This is a genomic window from Peribacillus sp. Bi134, from assembly GCF_918698065.1.
Lineage (GTDB): Bacteria > Bacillota > Bacilli > Bacillales > DSM-1321 > Peribacillus.
The window spans coordinates 115306-136473 of sequence record NZ_CAKKLN010000009.1; the positions used below are offsets into that span (position 1 = coordinate 115306).

General features: G+C 39.2%; 15 protein-coding genes. 12 read left to right on the forward strand and 3 right to left on the reverse strand.

Going from position 1 to position 21168, the window contains the following annotated elements; all coding sequences use genetic code 11:
* The first annotated feature begins 10 nt into the window (after positions 1-10).
* Together LQ188_RS20850 and LQ188_RS20855 are read left to right on the forward strand one after the other, a co-directional pair.
* Positions 11-1021 (forward strand): iron ABC transporter permease, encoded by a 1011-nt coding sequence (locus LQ188_RS20850; protein ID WP_230178061.1) that lies wholly within the window; start codon positions 11-13, stop codon positions 1019-1021.
* Entirely contained in the window at positions 1018-2025 is a 1008-nt protein-coding gene (locus LQ188_RS20855; protein ID WP_230178062.1) for an iron ABC transporter permease, read from the forward strand. Before LQ188_RS20850 ends, LQ188_RS20855 begins: the two co-directional genes overlap by 4 nt.
* A gap of 83 nt (positions 2026-2108) precedes the next feature.
* On the opposite strand, the gene LQ188_RS20860 is transcribed toward LQ188_RS20855, so the two are convergent.
* Positions 2109-3056, reverse strand: a complete 948-nt coding sequence (locus LQ188_RS20860; protein WP_101223360.1) for a response regulator — start codon at positions 3054-3056, stop codon at positions 2109-2111.
* Between the two features lie 4 nt (positions 3057-3060).
* The gene (locus tag LQ188_RS20865) at positions 3061-4323 is read right to left on the reverse strand and encodes an ATP-binding protein (RefSeq protein ID WP_230178225.1); all 1263 of its coding nucleotides are present in this window, start codon (positions 4321-4323) and stop codon (positions 3061-3063) included.
* A gap of 427 nt (positions 4324-4750) precedes the next feature.
* On the opposite strand from LQ188_RS20865, the gene LQ188_RS20870 reads away from it, so the two are divergent.
* From LQ188_RS20870 to LQ188_RS20880, 3 genes are all read left to right on the forward strand, one after another.
* On the forward strand, positions 4751-5740 hold the full coding sequence (locus tag LQ188_RS20870) for a glutaminase (RefSeq protein ID WP_202190600.1): 990 nt from the start codon (positions 4751-4753) through the stop codon (positions 5738-5740).
* 199 nt (positions 5741-5939) lie between these two features.
* Positions 5940-7574: an APC family permease gene (locus LQ188_RS20875; protein ID WP_101223358.1), complete on the forward strand. Its 1635-nt coding sequence runs from the start codon at positions 5940-5942 to the stop codon at positions 7572-7574.
* A 466-nt stretch (positions 7575-8040) separates the two neighbouring features.
* Positions 8041-9936: a PrkA family serine protein kinase gene (locus LQ188_RS20880; protein WP_207437311.1), complete on the forward strand. Its 1896-nt coding sequence runs from the start codon at positions 8041-8043 to the stop codon at positions 9934-9936.
* Between the two features lie 187 nt (positions 9937-10123).
* Here the strand turns inward: LQ188_RS20880 and LQ188_RS20885 are convergent, their stop codons facing one another.
* Positions 10124-10333, reverse strand: a complete 210-nt coding sequence (locus LQ188_RS20885; RefSeq protein ID WP_034315156.1) for a metal ABC transporter ATPase — start codon at positions 10331-10333, stop codon at positions 10124-10126.
* Between the two features lie 118 nt (positions 10334-10451).
* Between LQ188_RS20885 and LQ188_RS20890 the strand changes: the two genes are divergently transcribed.
* From LQ188_RS20890 to LQ188_RS20920, 7 genes are all read left to right on the forward strand, one after another.
* Positions 10452-10631 (forward strand): hypothetical protein, encoded by a 180-nt coding sequence (locus tag LQ188_RS20890; RefSeq protein ID WP_098370934.1) that lies wholly within the window; start codon positions 10452-10454, stop codon positions 10629-10631.
* Positions 10632-11087: 456 nt separating this feature from the next.
* On the forward strand, positions 11088-12257 hold the full coding sequence (gene yhbH / locus LQ188_RS20895) for a sporulation protein YhbH (RefSeq protein ID WP_101223356.1): 1170 nt from the start codon (positions 11088-11090) through the stop codon (positions 12255-12257).
* A 1498-nt stretch (positions 12258-13755) separates the two neighbouring features.
* On the forward strand, positions 13756-16965 hold the full coding sequence (locus LQ188_RS20900) for a toxin Cry1Ac domain D-VI-related protein (RefSeq protein ID WP_230178063.1): 3210 nt from the start codon (positions 13756-13758) through the stop codon (positions 16963-16965).
* A gap of 190 nt (positions 16966-17155) precedes the next feature.
* Positions 17156-17683: a hypothetical protein gene (locus LQ188_RS20905; RefSeq protein WP_101223353.1), complete on the forward strand. Its 528-nt coding sequence runs from the start codon at positions 17156-17158 to the stop codon at positions 17681-17683.
* A 616-nt stretch (positions 17684-18299) separates the two neighbouring features.
* Positions 18300-19655, forward strand: a complete 1356-nt coding sequence (locus LQ188_RS20910; RefSeq protein WP_230178064.1) for a nucleotide sugar dehydrogenase — start codon at positions 18300-18302, stop codon at positions 19653-19655.
* Between the two features lie 58 nt (positions 19656-19713).
* Positions 19714-20406, forward strand: a complete 693-nt coding sequence (locus LQ188_RS20915) for a Wzz/FepE/Etk N-terminal domain-containing protein (protein ID WP_230178066.1) — start codon at positions 19714-19716, stop codon at positions 20404-20406.
* A 35-nt stretch (positions 20407-20441) separates the two neighbouring features.
* The gene (locus tag LQ188_RS20920) at positions 20442-21140 is read left to right on the forward strand and encodes a CpsD/CapB family tyrosine-protein kinase (RefSeq protein ID WP_290370133.1); all 699 of its coding nucleotides are present in this window, start codon (positions 20442-20444) and stop codon (positions 21138-21140) included.
* The last annotated feature ends 28 nt before the right edge of the window (positions 21141-21168 follow it).

Genomic DNA, 21168 nt, shown 5'->3' on the forward strand with positions numbered 1-21168 from the left:
AGAGAGACAGATGACTAAAGAAAATCAACGTTTCATCCCATTTATATATAAACTGCTCATAGGGATTGCTGTATTCATAGGTATGTTCATTATTTCAATGGCATTTGGGGCGGCGGATGTTACTGTAAAAGATGTCTGGCAAGCACTGACATCAAATGCTGTCGGTGAAAAGCTTTCAATCATCCGGGAAATCCGTTTCCCTCGTGAAGTGGGCGCAATCTTTGTTGGTGCAGCACTTGCCGTTTCTGGTGCCATCATGCAGGGAATGACCAGGAATCCACTTGCCGATCCGGGGTTGCTTGGCTTGACGGCAGGAGCCAATGCAGGTCTCGCCATTACTTTGGCATTTATTCCAAATGCTAATAATTTAGGGATCATGATTGCGTGTTTTATAGGTTCCGCTGTCGGGGCAACCATGGTTTTCGGAATTGGTGCGATCAAAAAGGGCGGATTTTCACCTTTGCGGATTGTATTGGCTGGTGCTGCAGTCTCTGCATTCCTATTTGCCGTTTCGCAAGGGGTAGGCATTTATTTCAAGGTATCAAAAGATGTATCGATGTGGACAGCTGGCGGGAATATCGGAACTTCATGGGAGCAGCTTCGGGTAATCGTCCCGTTCATTTTGATAGGCATCCTGATTTCCCTTATCTTTTCCAGACAGCTCACCATATTTAGCTTAAGTGAAGAAGTGGCGGTAGGCTTAGGGCAAAAGACAACACAAATAAAGGCGGTTCTTTTCGTAGTCATCATTCTCCTGGCAGGTGCTGCCGTTGCACTTGTTGGAAATATGGTGTTCATCGGCTTAATGGTCCCCCATATTGTTCGGGCTATCGTGGGTACGGATTATCGATTCATCCTTCCAATGTCTGCGATTTTGGGAGCCACTTTCATGCTGCTTGCCGATACGATCGGCCGTACCATCAATTCTCCATATGAAACACCTGTGGTAGCGGTTGTTGCGATGATCGGTTTACCTTTCTTCCTCCTAATCGTGCGTAAAGGGGGTAAAGCATTTTCATGATCCAGTCATCATTAGTCAAAAAACAGCGATGGATGATAGGTGCATTAACTGCACTCATCATCGTTACGATCATTATTGGGACGTGTTCGGGATATTCCAATCTTTCTTTAGGACGACTGATTCCCACGCTTTTCGGGCAAGGGACGTTTAAAGAGGAATTCATTTTATTTTCCGTAAGGTTACCGCGAATCATCATCACCCTTTTAGCAGGCATGGCCCTTGCACTGTCGGGAGCCATTCTGCAAGGGATCACACGTAATGATTTAGCCGATCCCGGAATCATCGGGATCAACTCAGGAGCAGGTGTTGCCATTGCAGCTTTCTTTCTGTTTTTCCCGCTTGATGCTGGTTCTTTTGTTTATATGGTTCCGCTTGTCGGTTTTATCGGAGCGTTACTGACGGCCTGTTTAATATATATTCTCTCATTCAAAAGAAGGAGTGGCCTTGAACCCGTTCGGTTAGTGTTGATCGGGGTAGGTTTTTCAATGGCGCTTTCAGGCCTGATGATTGTCCTCATTTCATCAGCGGAACGAGAAAAGGTCGATTTCATCTCAAAATGGTTGGCGGGAAATATATGGGGCACGGATTGGCCTTTCGTTTGGGCGATTATTCCATGGTTAATCATCCTCATTCCATTCACTTTATATAAAGCGAATCGTTTGAATCTGCTTGGTTTAAGTGAACCGGTCGCAATTGGGGTCGGTGTATCGATTGAAAAGGAGCGGATCGTACTGCTAATCACGGCTGTAGCACTGGCAGCGGCTGCCGTTTCTGTTACAGGCGGAATTGCATTCATTGGACTTATGTCCCCGCATATAGCGAAATCCTTGGTAGGACCTCGAAATCAACTATTCATTCCGGTCGCCATTTTAATCGGTGGATGGCTATTGCTGCTTGCCGATACGATAGGCCGTAATATAATTGAACCCGAGGGGATTCCTGCAGGTATCATGGTTGCATTGATTGGTGCTCCTTATTTCATGTATTTATTGTTGAAAAAATAAGAACTTGCTAAAATCCCCTGAAATCCTTCAGGGGATTTTATGTTCCATTAAGTGCTTCCGTAGTTTTTTGTTTTAATCATTGATTATCTATATCTAATTATTTCATCAGGATTCAATCGTTTCGCTTCGAAATAAAATACTTGAATAAACTTTTTTGTATTTACCCGGGTAGGTGTAAGAACTATTGTTGAATCATTTTGCAATTCTTTCATTTTTTGGCGTACGACTGTGAAATCAAAAAATTTGGAAGCATAATTTTCAAACTTCGGATTTGAAAAATCCGTTAAACCGAGCGAGGCAAAATGATTTAAGGAATGGTTAATCGTTCTGCGTATTCGCTGTTCGGCAGCTTTTATTTCTCGATTGATATCAGCCTGCAAAGCTGATGTACCGAGCTTTTTTTTGGTGATTTCTACAAAGATATCTTTAAGGGTAGGGAAATGCTTTCCAAAAGTAAAAGTCCTTTCATACATAAATAAATATTGAAGCATCTCCATTAAATCTTTTGCGCCATTTTCTCCAACGATCCCTAATTCCGATAGTAGGAATTCACCTACCTCACTTATACTTTTTTCATTAAAACTATTGGATTTATCAACTTTTGGCTGTTCAAAATTCAATACACTATTCAAAGAAGCTTGGATATTTGTGATTGATCTTTCTAAATGAATCCGTTCCATAACTTTTCGGATAACTGTTAATATCTCAATACGATTGATTGGTTTGGTAATATAATAATCTATTCCAAGTGAGTATGCCTCACCAATCAGCTCCTTTGATTCAACCTGCGAAATCATTATTATTTTTCCGTTAAATGTACTTTTTATATGACGAAGTGTCTCAATGCCATCCCGGATGGGCATTAATAAATCAATGAATAATATATCAATTTGTTTTAAATTCAGAATATGGCCTTCTAATAGACTCCCATCCTCGGCTTCCTCCACCACTTCTCCTAAATCTTCGTTCTCTATAATTTGGCTTAAGTTCGAACGTATGGCACAATCATCATCTGTTATAAAAAAACGCATGGAATCATCCTTTCTGGATCAACTTATGAATGGGTAATTTTATTGAAAAAACGGCGCCGTTAAAACTATTCTCAAACAGGATATCGCCTCCCAGTTCTTTTACGACCTCTTTAACATATGAGAGACCAATCCCCGTTGAAGGTGTCCCGAAATGATCATATTTTGAAGTGAACCCAGGTTTGAATATGACAGTCTGATATTTTTGAGGAATTCCAGGTCCAGTATCAGCAACTTTAAATTCCACATTGTCATGGATTTCACACAAACTTAAACGGACGATTCCCTTATCTTTAATTGCTTCAACTGCATTTGCGACTAAATTATTGAAAAGAGATAACACGGTATACACATGATAATGTGAATCATTTTTTTGATCCAATGAGTATTCGAATTGTATATCCTTTCCTAGAGATAAGGCATATTTTTCATTAATTCGGATAATTAAATGAAAAAGTTCAGCAGCATTCATATAATCCTTAAAACTCTCATTGGAAATCAATTTGGAAAGACCGGCAAAAATTCGTTGATTATCTTTCTTGACTTCATGCATTTCACCCGCGATGCGCAATGCTTTTTGACTATATGGCTCTGTAAGAACATGAGATTGCTTTTCCCGTTTTTCCAGAGCTTTTAAATCTCGATACAAATCATACGATTTCTTTGTAATATTCTCAGCATTTTTTAATGTTTTTTTTAAATGAATCGTTTCCTCGTATAAGTTGGAAATGAGCATCAGCATATGTTCATTTTGTTTTCTGATTTGTCGTTCCCTTGATTGTGCTTCATAAAGCTTCATCATATTAAAAAAACTTAAAACGATAAAACTGTGGGCGAATGCGATCATGATCATCTCATTCAGTGAACCTAGCATAATTGTTGTTTCCAATACAATATATTGAAAGATTAATTCTACTGAGTCGGACAATATTTCGATAATGAGACCAATAAATCCAATAATCAAAGATCGGTTTTGAAAGCGATTGATTTTCACTAAATAAAAAAGAAAGCAGTAGGTGAAATAAAAGAAAAAACTTGGATAATGAACTTGGAAAGCGGAAGCCCAGGAAAAACTATCATGAATGAAAAAATCTATAAGAATACGAAATACCACAACCATTGTTCCTGTCAGGAAGCCCGAAAGAATGGCAGGTGTTTTCTGTAATAATAGTAAAAAGAAGAAAAGTACAGGTGGACCAAAACTTACCCGAAACGTTTCATTTAAAGGATAAAAACTCAATTCGCCTGCTAATGGGACTGTTAACAACATCAAAGCAAGGATATTGACCTCTTTTTTCATTAACGTACTCAGATTCAAGTCGTCACCTCCCAATTTGTTTAAAAAATCAGTATACAGTTTCATCAGCTTCAATACAACGCTTACTTTGTTCCTGAATGGAACGGCTTAAAACCAATTATCGCAAAACCAATCTGTTTTTCTATCCACAAAAAATGGTAACGGAACATGTGAGATGATTCCGTTTTTTTAGTGGATTTTTATTTTTTAGATTTTGTAGGTTTTCGTATGATTATGTAGTTCCCAATTTAAAATTAACGGTAGATAGAATTTTTTGAAAGCGCTTAACAATTATTAGAATATTCATTATGTTTTCATCTAATCTATTGCAGCATGATGGCATTCGGTAAAACGCTCATTTTGAATAATGATACAACAACTGAAGAGGTGGAAAAATGTGATTGAAGAATTGTCAAAAGAGTATGACATTCACGTTAGTAGTCAAAAGCAAGCCGACTTAGATGAATGGGTGGCACATTACAGACCCTATGCTACTGAAGGGCAAACCGCCAATTATATACCTGCATTGAGGAATGCACACTTATCGCAATTAGGCATTTGCATACTGGAGCCTGGTGGAACAATGATCAAGTCAGGGGATTGGGAAGTCCCATTCACGCTGCAAAGTATTTCAAAAGTGCTCAGCTTTATAGCCGCGTGCTTGGGTTGTGGCATTTCTTATGTGTTAGAGAGGGTCGATGTGGAACCAACTGGAGATGCTTTCAATTCAATTATTCGTTTAGAAATGCATAAGCCGGGAAAGCCATTCAATCCGATGATAAATGCAGGGGCGATTACCATAGCTTCGCTTCTCCCAGGTGATACTTCACGAAAGAAATTAGAATTTCTCTATACATTATTTGAAAATTTGCTAGGAAAGCGCCCGGCCATCAATGAGGCAGTGTATCAATCTGAGTGGCAAACCTCTCATAGAAATAGAGCCTTGGCTCACTATTTAAAAGAGACGAATTATTTAGAGTCGGATGTAGAGGAAGCTTTAGAGGTTTACCTCAAACAATGTTCCATAGTAGTAACCACAGAAGACATAGCCCTGCTTGGGCTGATTCTTGCACAAGATGGATACCATCCCATCCGTAAAGAACAAGTACTCCCCAAAAAAGTGGCTAAGCTGGCCAAAGCATTAATGCTTACTTGTGGTATGTACAATGCTTCGGGTAAATTTGCGGCTTTTGTGGGGGTGCCTGCCAAAAGTGGAGTATCTGGCGGGATCATGGCACTTGTTCCTCCAAGTTCCAGAAGCGGGCTTCCCTTTCAAGATGGATGTGGCATTGGTATATACGGACCTGCCATTGATGAATATGGGAATAGCGTAACAGGTGGTATGTTATTGAAACAAATGGCACAGGAATGGGATCTTAGTATTTTCTAAAAGCAGAGAAAATCTGTTCATATTAAAAAAGCAATATAGGGTACATCCAAAATTTGCATTACAATTCACTAAACTTAGCAAGAGGTGATGCAATTCAGCAATCACTTCAAGAATCAATTGGACGAACTTGAAACAATTGATAAATCAGTTAAGAACGTCATTATAAAGAATGAAATTTGGAAAGCATGGTGATGAACATATGAATAATTTGCAGCGAAAGATGGGTACGTTTTCGTTAACGATGGTAGGACTCGGGTCAATTATTGGCTCAGGTTGGTTATTCGGAGCATGGAAAGCAGCACAAATCGCAGGACCGGCTGCCATTATCTCCTGGATTATCGGGATGGTTGTTATTTTATTTATCGCACTATCTTACAGTGAATTAGGGGCAATGTTTCCTGAAGCTGGGGGGATGGTAAAATATACGCAATACTCTCATGGCTCGTTTATAGGTTTTCTTGCAGGTTGGGCAAACTGGATCGCAATTGTTTCTGTAATTCCAGTCGAAGCGATTGCTTCTGTTCAATATATGAGCTCATGGCCATGGAAATGGGCGGAGTGGACACATGGTTTAGTAGAAAATGGGAGTCTAACTGGGGCAGGCTTGGCAATTGCTTCTGCATTATTGGTCGTCTATTTTTTATTGAATTACTGGACAGTTAGTTTGTTTTCAAAAGCAAATTCATTTATTACAGTCTTTAAGGTTATTATACCTGGACTGACGATCGGCTCACTTTTATTTGCCGGTTTTCATGGATCTAATTTTACCTCTGCAGGAAGTATCGCTCCTAATGGTTGGGCAAGTGTGCTTACTGCTGTAGCAACTTCTGGTATCATCTTTGCATTTAACGGTTTTCAAAGTCCGATTAACATGGCAGGTGAGGCAAAGAATCCTGGACGTTCGATTCCATTTGCAGTAATAGGCTCCATCTTAATTGCAACGGTTATCTACGTTTTATTACAGATTGCATTTATTGGGGCCGTTGATCCGTCCATGATTGTGAACGGATGGCAACATTTGAATTTCAATTCACCGTTTGCTGATTTAGCAATAGTCCTAGGTATAAACTGGTTAGTTATTTTACTATACGTTGATGCTTTTATTTCTCCTTCCGGGACGGGAATAACATACACGGCGACAACGTCAAGAATGCTTTATGGAATGGAAAAGAATAAATATTTGCCAAGCGTATTTGGAAAACTTCATCCACTTTATGGTATCCCTCGTCAAGCCATGTTTTTTAATCTAGGTGTATCCTTCTTATTTTTATTTATGTTTAGAGGCTGGGGAGTATTGGCAGAGGTTATTTCGGTTGCGACATTAGTTTCTTATATTACAGGTCCAGTTACTGTTATGACATTAAGGCGCACCGGTCAGAATTTATACAGACCATTACGTCTAAAAGGATTAAGTATCATTGCACCGCTTGGCTTTGTTTTTGCTTCTTTGGTTTTATATTGGGCAAGGTGGCCACTGACAGGACAAGTATTATTTATCATTATGATTGGTCTCCCCGTTTATTTCTATTATCAAGCAAAAATCAATTGGAAGGGATTCCGTCAAAACTTCTTGGCTGGGGTTTGGATGGTTGTTTACTTACTCTGTATGATGACCATTTCATACTTAGGCAGTGAAAAGTTTGGTGGACTAAACATAATCCCATTTGGTTGGGATATGGTCCTCATAACATGTTTATCTCTAGGGTTTTATAGTTGGGCAATAAAGAGCGGATTCCAAACAGAATATTTGGAACAAGGACAAAAAGTAAATGAAGACTTGAGATCGATGGAGAATAACATTGCCGCTCACACTGAAAAAAAGGACGCTGTATAAATGGTGTAGCCACTTCATTGATTGGCATGCTCTAACTATTAATATCGATGAGGGTGAAAAAAAGGGGACGGCAAATTTAATTTGCTGTCCCCTTTTTGGATTTAAGAAAGGCTGTTATTTTTTTATTTCACACCTGGTTTATCATTATACCCGGCAGTGAAGATAGCGGCTAAAAATGTAATAGCAACCCCAACGATAATAACTGTGCCCATGCTGTGACCTCCCTTTACCCATATTGTCCCACTTAAGTATAGGCTTAGTATACCCTAATTTTTAGCAGGAGTGCACACAATTTTTCTTGTCAGCATAATTGTCCTCAATTCTTCAATGATTAAGCCTTTTTCGATACTGGAGAGCCAAGGGCTATTCGAAACAATGGCCGGCGACTTTTTAAAGTCTGACATGTTTGTCAGACTTGGAGCATAGATTTAAGTATTCTCTGAAAGTGACAGGGGGAGGTTCCTTAATGGATATTTTAAAGAAAATCGAAAAATTTAGAGAAGATGAACAGAAGCTGAAGTGGGAAGGCACCTTCGCAGAGTACTTAGAAATATTGAAAGAAACGCCTTTAGTTGCTCAATCTGCTCATTCACGTGTATACAACATGATCAGAGATGCAGGGATAGAGGAAGTAAATGGGACAAAGAAATACAATTTTTTCAGCGGTCAGTTGTTTGGCCTTGAAGATTCACTGGAAAGGCTCATCGAGGAATATTTCCATCCGGCGGCAAAGCGGCTCGATGTCCGTAAGCGGATATTGCTTCTAATGGGTCCTGTGTCAGGCGGGAAGTCCACACTCGTTTCTTTACTGAAGCGTGGACTTGAAAATTATTCATTAAAAGACACTGGTGCCATTTATGCAATAAAAGGATGCCCGATGCATGAAGATCCACTGCATCTCATTCCTCAATATTTACGGAATGATTTTTTTGAAGAATATGGAATAAGGATAGAAGGAAACCTATCGCCGCTGAATGTAATGAGGTTAGAACAGGAGTATGGAAGCAGGATTGAAGATGTGATGGTCGAGCGTATTTTCCTTTCGGAGGATAAGCGTGTTGGAATTGGAACGTTCAGTCCTTCAGACCCAAAATCACAGGATATCGCTGATTTGACGGGCAGCATCGATTTTTCGACCATTGCCGAATACGGCTCCGAATCAGATCCGCGGGCCTATCGTTTTGATGGTGAGCTGAACAAGGCGAACCGCGGGATGATGGAGTTCCAGGAGATGCTGAAATGTGATGAGAAGTTCTTATGGCATTTGCTATCATTGACACAAGAGGGGAATTTTAAGGCAGGACGTTTTGCATTGATCAGTGCCGATGAACTCATTGTGGCCCATACGAATGAAACGGAGTATAAAGCGTTCATTTCCAATAAGAAAAATGAAGCATTGCATTCCCGTATCATTGTCATGCCGATTCCATATAATCTGAAGGTTACCGAAGAAGAAAAGATTTATGAAAAAATGATTCGTGAAAGTGATGTCTCGGATGTTCATATAGCTCCGCATACATTAAGGGTGGCGGCAATCTTCAGCATCATGACACGATTGAAGGATCCCAAAAAGGGCGATATCGATTTAGTGAAAAAGATGAGGCTTTATGATGGGGAAAATGTCGAAGGATTTAATTCCGCAGACATCAATGAATTGAAAAAAGAATATCAGGACGAAGGCATGAGCGGAATCGATCCGCGTTACGTAATTAACCGGATTTCCTCTACGATCATTCGTAAGGAAAATCCGTCCATTAATGCGTTGGATGTACTTATGTCATTAAAAGCAGGTCTTGACCAGCATCCGTCCATTACGAACGAACTTCGGGAGAGGTATTTGAATTTCATTTCACTGGCACGTAAAGAATACGATGCCATTGCAAAAAATGAAGTCCAAAAGGCATTTGTCTATTCATATGAAGAGTCGGCGAAGATCCTCATGGATAATTATCTGGACAATGTCGAAGCATACTGCAATAAATCAAGGCTGCGTGATCCATTGACTGGGGAAGAAATCAATCCAGATGAAAAACTGATGCGCTCGATTGAAGAGCAAATTGGAATTTCCGAGAATGCAAAAAAAGCATTCCGCGAAGAAATATTGATTCGCATTTCTGCATATGCGCGTAAAGGTAAGAGATTCGATTATAATTCCCATGATCGTTTACGGGAAGCAATCCAGAAAAAACTATTTGCTGATTTGAAGGATGTCGTAAAGATCACTACTTCAACGAAGACACCAGACGAAAGGCAACTGAAGAAAGTGAACGAGGTCATCACGAGACTTATCGACGAGCACGGTTATAATTCCACCTCAGCCAATGATTTGCTGCGCTATGTGGGAAGCTTGTTAAATCGGTAATCCATACTTTTTTGCCCCTGCCCCCAATCGGGCAGGGGTTTATGGCCTTTTGCGGAAGGTAAATGAAAGAAAGGTGGACTTCTGAATTCCCTTGAAATCATGCATCTTTTGTTAAAGGGTGATTATAGAAGGCAAGAGATTAAAGCACCGGGCCCTTCTGAATGGAGGGAGTCCGGTGCTTTAATTTCTATTTAGTTACATTCAAACCATACTGTTCAATAAGTGTAATCAGTTGATTCGGTGATAGTTTTTCTTCGCTATGATCGATTTTAATTTCCCCATCATCAACATCGATGATCGCGCGTTCCACACCTTCCGTTTTCAAAAGTATGGACTCCAGATTTAAAATCGGTCCTTCTGACGTTGCTTCCTTTACATAAAGGGTAGTTGTTTGCATACTTCTTGCACCTCCTTACATTAGCTCATAATGTCTTATCTATACCCCATATTTCCATTAGATATGTTACGTTTTGGATTTGGAAATATTGGGTATCAATAAGTAGAGGTGATGGCAAATGAGTAAAGAGGAATTGAAAAAAGAACATGTTCCGGAAAATAGCTCCATGGCTAAGGATTATGAAGAGATGAAAGAACTTGGAAAGCAGATGGAAAATCAAAGGACGAATGAAGAATTGAAAGAGTGGGATAAACGCCCAGGTACAGTTCAACATGAAATAGAGGAAGATGAAGATTGACGAATATCACAACCAGAATCATTCTATCTGTGTAAAAGGGTGTCCAGAAAAACTGCTGGTGCACCCTTTTTGTTGTATTTCATTAATTACGCTGGCATTTTAATAATCCTATTATCCGAAAAATGAAACCCGCTTAAAGCGAACAGACCTGATGATCATCAGGTCTGTTCGTTTTCTTGAAATATTTATTTTGCAGTAGCATTTTTTAAAAAAACTTTAAAGGGCCTCTAATGCCCATGTCAGGACTTGTCTAGTTCGTAGGTAAACGTCCATTATTGAATTTTGTTGTAAATTATCCAGCATCGCTGCATAAGATAGAGTAATACTTTTCTTTTAATCCGTTTTTTCGCACTGTATTTTTGATTGGAAAACCGGAATGATGTGGGCTTTCCCACACTAATTTATTATATGAAGGAATGATGAAAAGCGTGCAAACATTTTTAAGGGGGGAAGAGAATGTCGGAAGAGAGTAATCAACAGTATGTTATCTCACAGGAAAATTGGTCCCTCCATCGGAAAGGCTATGATGATCAACAACGTCATCAGGAAAAGGTGCAGGAAGCGATCAAGAATAATTTGCCTGATCTAATTTCAGAAGAAAGCATCGTGATGTCCAATGGCCGGGATGTTATCAAGATTCCCATTCGCTCCTTGGATGAATACAAAATTCGTTATAACTATGATAAAAACAAACATGTTGGGCAAGGCGATGGAGACAGTAAAGTGGGGGATGTAGTCGCGAGGGATGGCTCACCGTCCGATGCCGGGGCTGGTAAGGGCCAAGGTGCAGGTGACAAGGCTGGCGAGGATTATTATGAAGCCGAAGTGTCGATGATGGAATTGGAGGAAGCCCTGTTCAGCCAATTGGAACTCCCTAATCTTCAGAAGAAAGAACACGCGGAGCACACGCTTGAACACATCGAATTCAACGATATCCGCAAGACAGGCCTAATGGGGAATATCGACAAAAAGAAAACGATGATATCGGCTTTCAAACGGAACGCTTTAAGGGGGGACCCAGGTTTTCATCCTATTTATAAGGAAGATTTTAAATTCAAAACTTGGAATGAGATTCAGAAACCTGATTCCAAAGCAGTTGTACTGGCAATGATGGATACTTCCGGAAGTATGGGGTTATGGGAAAAATATATGGCTCGAAGCTTTTTCTTTTGGATGAACCGCTTCTTGCGGACAAAATATGAAACCGTGGAAATCGAGTTTATAGCCCATCATACAGAAGCGAAAGTTGTTCCGGAAGAGGATTTCTTTTCAAAAGGGGAAAGCGGCGGTACGATTTGTTCGTCCGTATACCGAAAAGCATTAGAACTTATTGATCATAAATATGACCCCGCGAAGTTTAATATCTATCCGTTTCACTTTTCCGATGGTGATAACCTAACATCCGATAACGTCCGCTGCGTTAAGCTTGTTGAAGAACTCATGAAGGTTTCCAATATGTTCGGATACGGGGAAGTCAATCAATACAATCGTCATTCGACATTGATGACAGCTTATAAGAACATCGATAATGAAAAATTCAGGTACTATATCCTTAAACAAAAGGCTGACGTTTTCCATGCAATGAAGAGCTTTTTTAAAGACGAGGAAAGTAAGAAGTATGCTTGAAGAAATAAGTTAGCTTGTTCGGGATTGTAGGGAAGGCGTCATTCTCTCTACAATCTTTTTTTATTTATCGATCAATCTGATTTAAAATCATTCAGTTCCAGTTGGTGACTGATCGAAGGATTCTAAACAAATCTCCCTATGAGGCAGATGAATAGCATTTGCTCATTAATTAAAGATATGAAGTTACGGTTTTCGTTCATGACACTCCGTTCCACCCCTTCTTCACCTGCTAAGATAACTTCTTACGGGAAGGCGCAATATAAAAAATGGTTTATCTCATTTCATTTTTGAAACGTTATGACTTGGAATATATTATAAAATAAAGTAGCAGTGAGGACCCTTCCCAAAAACCCCATTGCAGAAGACCCATCTCTGAGCGGTTTCAAAAAATTGTGCCTTTGATAACCCCTCTGGCAGCCTGTTCCCTATGATCCCAGGGGGCAGGCTGGTTTTTTATGAGTAATTTTTTCGGTCCTTTAAGAAATCAAAAGTACAGGTGAAGTGAATATTAGTAGGTCTGTTTTCCTCAATAGCCATTCGATTTTATTTGCGATGCCCACTCTTCCTTTTTATCCTTATGCATTTAATCCAACGCTAGTTCTTCGGTAGTAAAATCAGCTGCCCTCTAATCTGCACCTGCTTTTTCGAAATCCAATGAAAAATGGACTGCATTTCTTTTCTGAATGAATGATTTTACTTTATGAAATACCGACACTAGCCTATTTGTATATAATGATGCCAGAAACTAAATCTGGATAATATCAACATCATGATAAAGGAGAAAGATGATGTCGAAGCAATATAACTTTTTATTACTATGGGTGTCACAAACTTGGTTCACCCTATTGAAATACAGGATCTATTTTATTCAAGCCTTTTTAGTCTTATTTCTGATGTATCTTTTATTAAATAAACAGGAAATAAATACGCAGAAAATCACCCTTATTTTAATAACTTCACTATCCTTTCTTAAAAGTGCCCATGGAAAAAAGGGTGAATAAAAGTAAAAGTGGTATGTAAGGAGATTACGGTGAAAAGTTCTATGGCGTGTACTAAGTGCGTTGGGTGATATATATGGTCATGTAATCCGACGGAACGTTATGACAATGAGCTATAAGAAAAATAGAAGAAACTCTTCAGGGAATGTAAAGGATAAATCCTTTCAAGCGTAAATGTGATAAGACGGAACCAATGGTTTCTTTTATCACATTTTTTTAGTTATGTAACCATAATGATTGTAGCCCTAAAAGAATCTTTAAATTTATGGATTTAAACGAAGGGATTTGATGAGAGGACATGCTTTTATAAAATGCAGGATCATTTCACCCGATGGAACTCATCACCATAAATGAAAATAATCACATTAAAATTGACGTTTAATGCCCAAATGTGGTTCCTAAAATGATTTTTTATGGATCATTATTGGAACGAGGTACTTCTCGAAAAAAAGTATTATTAATCTTGTAAGTAAAATTTTTTTTAGAGGAGCGTTTCTTTTATGAAGAAAAGTAAAATGTTAAAACCTATTAACGTTATGACAACATCATTTCTATTAGCAAGTACTCTATTAATGCCAAGTGCAGGATTTGCAGAAGAACTATCCACACCAAAGAATGAGGAAAGTTCGAATTCACAAGAGTCTGGGGTGAAAAATCAAGAAGCTCGTACACAAACAAACGAAACTAAATCTTCTGGGAAAGCAGCTTCAAAAATGATGGTAAATGAAGCAGTCGTCAATAATTTTCAAGAGTTGAAGGCAGCCTTAGAAACGGATAACGGAATTACTGCGATCCATCTTGGACAAAACATTGATATCAGCGGAGCGATTAAAATTCACCCGGAAAAATCGGAAATCGTGATCGAAGGAAATGACCATACATTATCGGAAACGGGAGCTGTAGGAGCGTCAGGTGGTATCTATGCCAACGGTAAAATATTAAGCAGTGTCCATGTGAAAAACGTAAATATTAAAGGAAAGAACTATTACGGTCTCATTACAATACATGATGTAACAAAAAATGTAGAGCAAATATTCGAAAATGTAAACTACAGTGGGCCACAATTAATCTGGAACCGTAACGGGATAGCTGTTTTCAAAGGAGTAAACGACATAGATATTAATAATACTACAATGCCGGGATCCTCACCTGCCCATGAGATGGCAGAAACCGGAAGTGTGGAAATCGATGGTGAAACCAAAATAAGCCATAATAATGGATACTCTCTTATTTGGTCGGTTACAAAAGAACCTCAATTTAAGATCGCACCAAATGCGAATGTGAAAATTTTTACAAGTAAGAGCGGGTATGGAGTATTTTATGCAACAGGCGGTGATGCAGATTTTTCCATTGGGGCTAATGCAAAGCTAGAGATTGATGGAAAAAAAGGAGTTACCGGATCTGGGAAGTTTAAGTCATTTAACGTGGATGCCGGTGCAGATGTACAGATGAATAGATCTGGTACGGATTCATACCCAATGGTTTCGCTTTATGGACCGGCACAGATCAATAATCAAGCGAAACTCCATGTAACTACAGAAGACGGTCATGCTTTGGAAGTGGAAAATAAACCAACCACCATTGACTTTAATACTCCTGAGAATGTTGTCTTGTCCTCAGTGAAAAAACAAGCATTAAATAATTTAAGCACCTCCCTTACGATGAGTATGGATACAGGCATGTTAAAGCTCTGGACGAGTCCGACAGGCGATCCTGCAAATAGTCATGTGGGCAAATCCGGTGGCAATCTTACTTGGCAAGGTATATATAAATATAACGTAGCTCAATCAATTGGTGGCAATCCAGAGAATTTCAATATTGAATTTAGTAAAACAAAAAAGATTGAATTAGGAAAAGATGTAGATGGGCAAGCAGAAAAAGACCTAACCGATGCGAAGAACAAAGTGGAAGATCTGTTCACGGACGATAAGTTCGATACATTGGAAGGAACGACAGATCAAGGGGCGATTGACGAAGCCCAAAAAGCGGTCAATAAACTTCCGGAAGGTGCAGAAAAAGACCGTCTGCAAGATTTACTGAACAAAGCGCAAGATTTATTGAACAAAAAAGAACAAGCAGAAAAAGACCTAACCGATGCGAAGAATAAAGTGGAAGATCTGTTCACGGACGATAGGTTCGATACATTGGAAGGAACGACGGATCAAGGGGCGATTGACGAAGCCCAAAAAGCGGTCAATAAACTTCCGGAAGGTGCAGAAAAAGACCGTCTTCAAGACTTATTGAATCAAGCGCAAGATTTATTGAACAAAAAAGAACAAGCAGAAAAAGACCTAACCGATGCGAAGAACAAAGTGGAAGATCTGTTCACGGACGATAAGTTCGATACATTGGAAGGAACGACAGATCAAGGGGCGATTGACGAAGCCCAAAAAGCGGTCAATAAGCTTCCTGAAGGTGCAGAAAAGGACCGTCTTCAAGACTTATTGAACCAAGCGCAAGATTTATTGAACAAAAAAGAACAAGCAGAAAAAGATCTAACCGATGCGAAGAACAAAGTGGAAGATCTGTTCACGGACGATAAGTTCGATACATTGGAAGACACGACGGATCAAGAGGCGATTGACGAAGCCCAAAAAGCGGTCAATAAACTTCCTGAAGGTGCAGAAAAAGACCGTCTTCAAGACTTATTGAACAAAGCGCAAGATTTATTGAACAAAGAAGAACAAGCAGAAAAAGATCTAACCGATGCGAAGAACAAGGTGGAAGATCTGTTCACGGACGATAAGTTCGATACATTGGAAGACACGACGGATCAAGAGGCGATTGACGAAGCCCAAAAAGCGGTCAATAAACTTCCTGAAGGTGCAGAAAAAGACCGTCTTCAAGACTTATTGAACCAAGCGCAAGATTTATTGGATAAAGATATAACGGCTCCAGATGCACCGAAATTGAATGAGGTTACAACAAACAGTAAAGAGGTAACAGGAAGCGGTGAACCTGAAGCAAATGTGACCGTCACCATTAATTCCAAGAAATATACCGGAGTTGTAGGTCCAGAAGGGAAATTCAAGGTTGCGATTCCAAATCAACCAGTCCATACGGTTATTACTGTTACCCTTACCGACGCGGCTGGGAATGTCAGCGAGAGTTCATCTTTCAGGGTAGTACAGTTTATGCCAAGTGAACCTGTAAAGATCAATCCTGTGTACCCAATTGCAGAGGTTATAACTGGAACTGCTCCTGAAGGGGCAACTATCGTTCGCTTATTGGTAAATGGCGAAGCACTGCGTACGGCACCTGTCAATGAAGATGGAACATTCAGTATATACAGTAAGTATGTAGGAGTAGATGAGAATGGAAATAATAAAACCCTACAAGTAGGCGATATCGTAACGGTTGACTACGGTGTTCGGACTCCATCGAACCTACAGGCTCATACTACGGTAATCAAGGAAGCGGAGAAACTGCAGGTGAATCCTGTAGCTCCTAATGCCGATTATGTTACGGGCAAGGCATCGGAGGGAACTAAGAGTCTCCGTTTGCTAGTGAATGGAATAGCGCAGAGAACAGTGTCTCTAACTCAGACTGGGGCAGGATTCATTAATCCAGATGGAAGTTACCAAATTTACAGCCGGTTTATTGTGGATGAAAATGGGGTTACTCGAAGATTGCAAGCAGGAGATGTCATTGAAGTTGACAATGGACCTCTAGTAGTTGGGGGAGAAATAGCAAAAACAGTAGTGAAATAATCAATTCGATAATGATGTAAGAAGGCCTCTCCTATTGGAAGTGGGTCCTTCTTACATGTTTGAAAACGCTTCTTAAAGTGTTTGAGTATTTTTTCGTTACAAGGAAAGAAGTCCAATTTTTAAATGAGATAAAAGGTACTGAAGAATCTCTCTTTAAGAAGGGTTTATATTTTTTAAAAGGAGTGGAATCATGATATTGAAGAGAAGGTTCAGAAGTATTGGAATCTGTATATTTACATTAAGTATATTTTTGACAGGCTGCATGTCAGGAGAAAAGGAAGTCCAGAAAGAAATGCAAAAGCAAACGAATACTTCTACTAAGGACGAAACGGATAAAAAAGAAACAGGACAAGAGAAGACCGTATCTGGCGTAAGTATTGGGATTGAAGAAGCATTGCAGCTCGAGCATCCAGATCAAAAAGGAAAAAAAGTTTTACAGTTACAGCTGAAGGCAACTAATAAAACGGCAGAAGAAAAATTTGTAGACGTTTTTGAAATGTCGGTATGGAATCAAGAGGATAAAAAACTACGTATCTATCCAGGAGATAATCTAGGCACGAAACTGGCTCCTGGAAAAAGTGTAAAAGGTAATGGGTACTATGTGATTGAAGGAAAGGGACCTTACAAGGTGCAGTATGAAAATACTGAAACGAAAGATAAGCAGGAATGGACTATTAACAAAGTGAAGGACATGACAGAGGACGAATCTGAAAAGTAGTATGTAATTTACATTTTGACTGAACATTGGAGTTCCCCCGATGAATGGCCCCCTGGTTAAAGGTCATCCAATCGGGGGATTTGTATTTCCTGAACGATATGAAGAATGGAGTATGGATAGAAAAAGACTATGTTCGTTTTTATCAGCACATTGCTAATTTATTTTGAGGGACGTCCATTATAAATGTGAAATGCGTGGGATTAAGTTTTGAATCAAAATGAGATATTTAATTATGAAAATAGGTGTTTTGGCTAAAAACAGAGTTTTACCCTAACCATGCACTTGTAACTCACGTCAAAAGAACAGGTGATTCTGGTTAAATAGGGTAGATGAATCAAAAACAGAACGCTTCATTCGAAATCTGGAACCAGCAACAAAAATAATTATGATAATTTATTAATGCTGACGATAAAAATTAACGGGAAACTTACAAGGCGACTTTTCAAGGCGGAACTCTAGGTATGGATTTCATTCATAAAAAATGATGTATCTGGTCAACTTTGCTGATTAAGAAAGATAGCGTTAGGAATTTGCTGGTTTTTTGTAGTGAATTTTCATTGTGCCTAATAATTTAAATGTTCGTTATGTTCTGATAAGGAAATGGAGGAGTTGAATCATGATAACAGCGACAACGCAAGAAAGGCAGCAACAAAAAAATACTGCCCAATACTCGCACAAATCTGCTCTGCAAAGAGAATTAAAGAACAAGACCGCTAAAGTCGGAGTGGTTGGATTGGGTTATGTTGGTCTCCCGACTGCTTGCCATTATGCATCTAAAGGTTATACGGTGACAGGATTCGATGTCTCTGAGACAAAAGTGGAAAGTTTAAATAGCGGAATCAACTATATCAATGATGTAGATAATGACGGGCTTAGAGATTTGATAAACCAAAAGCGGTTTACAGCGACGACGGATATGAAGCAGCTAGGAGACATGAATGTCCTTTTGATTTGTGTCCCGACCCCAGTTAATAAGTTGAAGGAACCTGATATCTCGTATGTGAGGGATGTAGGGAACATTGTCGCTGAACATGCGAATGAAGGTACAATGGTTATTTTGGAAAGTACAACATACCCAGGAACGACAGAAGAGTATATCTGTACACCATTGACAGATAGGGGATATGTGATAGGTGAGAACCTTTTTGTAGCTTATTCCCCGGAAAGAATAGATCCAGGAAATAAAAGTTTTAATATAAGCAACACGCCAAAAGTTATTGGGGGGATGACGGAAACCTGTACAGACCTAGCGTGCAAGTTCATCGGTTCGACAGCTCATCGTGTTAAGGGGGTTCGTGTTGCAGAATTAAGCAAAATCTTTGAGAACACTTTTCGATGGATTAACATGGCTTTGGTCAATGAAATGACGGTACTATGCAATGAGTTGGAAATTGATATATGGGAAACGATCAATGCGGCTTCTTCAAAACCATACGGGTTCATGAAATTCACCCCAGGCATTGGTGTCGGGGGACATTGCATTCCGGTAGATCCATACTACTTGCTCTATAAGGCAAAAGAACATGGTCATCGGACAAAAATGATTGAACTGGCAGGGGATATCAATGACGGAATGGTTCACTATTCATATAACCGCATACTTGAATTGCTTGCAGCCAATGACAAGCTCATGAAACACTCCCATATTGTGGTTTTAGGTGCAACTTACAAAAGTGATATTGGTGATTTAAGGGAAAGCCCGGTCGTCCGCTTACTTGAACGATTACAAAACAAGGTCCAGAATCTAAACGTAATCGAACCCTATGCAAAAGAAATCCGAATCAATGAACAGGTTCTACAGGTGGAAAAATACGATGCTGCCATTCTTCAAAAAGCCGATTTAGTTGTCATCGGAACACCACACAATTGTTTTGACTGGAAAAGTGTCCATGATCATGCTTCATTAATATTCGATTCTAAAAATGTGATGGAGGAAAATGGATTGCTTTCTGATAAGGTCATAAAATTATAGGCCGAGAACAAAAAAAGTGACAAACGAAAAGGTTTAAAGATGGATTGGAGTTGATTGAATGGCGGAGACACTCAATATAAAAGATCTTTTTCAAATGGTGAAAAAACGCATCGTGCTCATTATTATCATCACAACCTTATTAACTGCAATGACGGGAATCGTTAGCTTTTTCATTCTTTCACCTGTTTACCAAGCTTCTACACAAATCTTAGTCAATCAATCTAAAGAAAAGTCAGAACTTTACAATGTAGGTGAGATTCAAACCAATATTCAATTGATTGAAACGTACAGCGAAATCATAAAAAGTCCGATGATGTTAGAAAAAGTCAAAGAACGACTGAATCTTGATATATCAAATACAGCATTATCGGAACAAATCAAAATTGTAAGTAATGGGAATTCACAAATTTTTACCATTAAAGTTGAGGGTGCTGACCCTAAAATTACCGTTAGTGTCGCCAGTGCAATTACGGACATATTCCAAGATGAAATAAAAACGCTTATGAATGTGGACAATGTCAATGTCTTATCCAAAGCAACTATAGGAGATAATTCCTCACCTATAAAACCGAACCCGATCATGAATACGATCGTTGCATGTTTTGCAGGGTTAATCATAAGTTTATTTCTTACATTAATGATCGAATTTTTCGACAAAACAATCAAAGTTGAGTCTGATGTTGAAGAACATTTAAAGATTCCGATGCTAGGCATCGTGAATTTAATGGAAAATAAAAAAAAACGGAAATGATAGATCTGTAATTACAACCTCAAGAGGTGAAAAGCTTGACACGCGATAAACGGCATAAAAAGACGGAGATTAAAAAAAGAAGCAGTATTTCCATGTTGAAATCGAAGTCACCTGTTGTGGAGCAATATAGGACAATTCGAACGAACCTTCAATTTTCCGCTGTGGAAAAAGACATAAAGACGATGATTTTCACCTCTGCAAATGCAGGTGAAGGAAAATCGACGACTTCAATCAATGTCGCAGCAGTTTTTGCTCAGCAAGGGAGACGCATTCTCATCATAGATGCAGATTTGAGAAAGCCGAGTGTTCATACTAACTTTAATATGGAGAACTACTTGGGGTTAACGAATATCATATCAAAGCAAAATCAATTACTTGATGCTGTACAACCTTCCTTTTACCCTAATTTAGATGTGCTGACAAGTGGGCCAATCCCCCCAAACCCATCGGAGTTGCTTGGGTCTAACGGAATGGTGACAGTGCTGGATGAAGCAAAGCTAAATTATGATTTAGTAATTCTGGACACACCGCCTGTTAATGCAGTCACAGATGCTCAAGTACTAGCGAGTATGACAGACGGCGTGGTTTTGGTGGTGAGCAGCGGAAGCACTGAAATACAGCAAGCACAAAAAGCGAAGGAATTACTTGAGAATGCAAATGCAAAGCTTTTGGGTGCAATCCTAAATAAGAAAAAACAAAAATATCCTGACGAATACTACTACTATGGTAAATAAAATATGTAGTTTGGAAGTTGTATAAGTT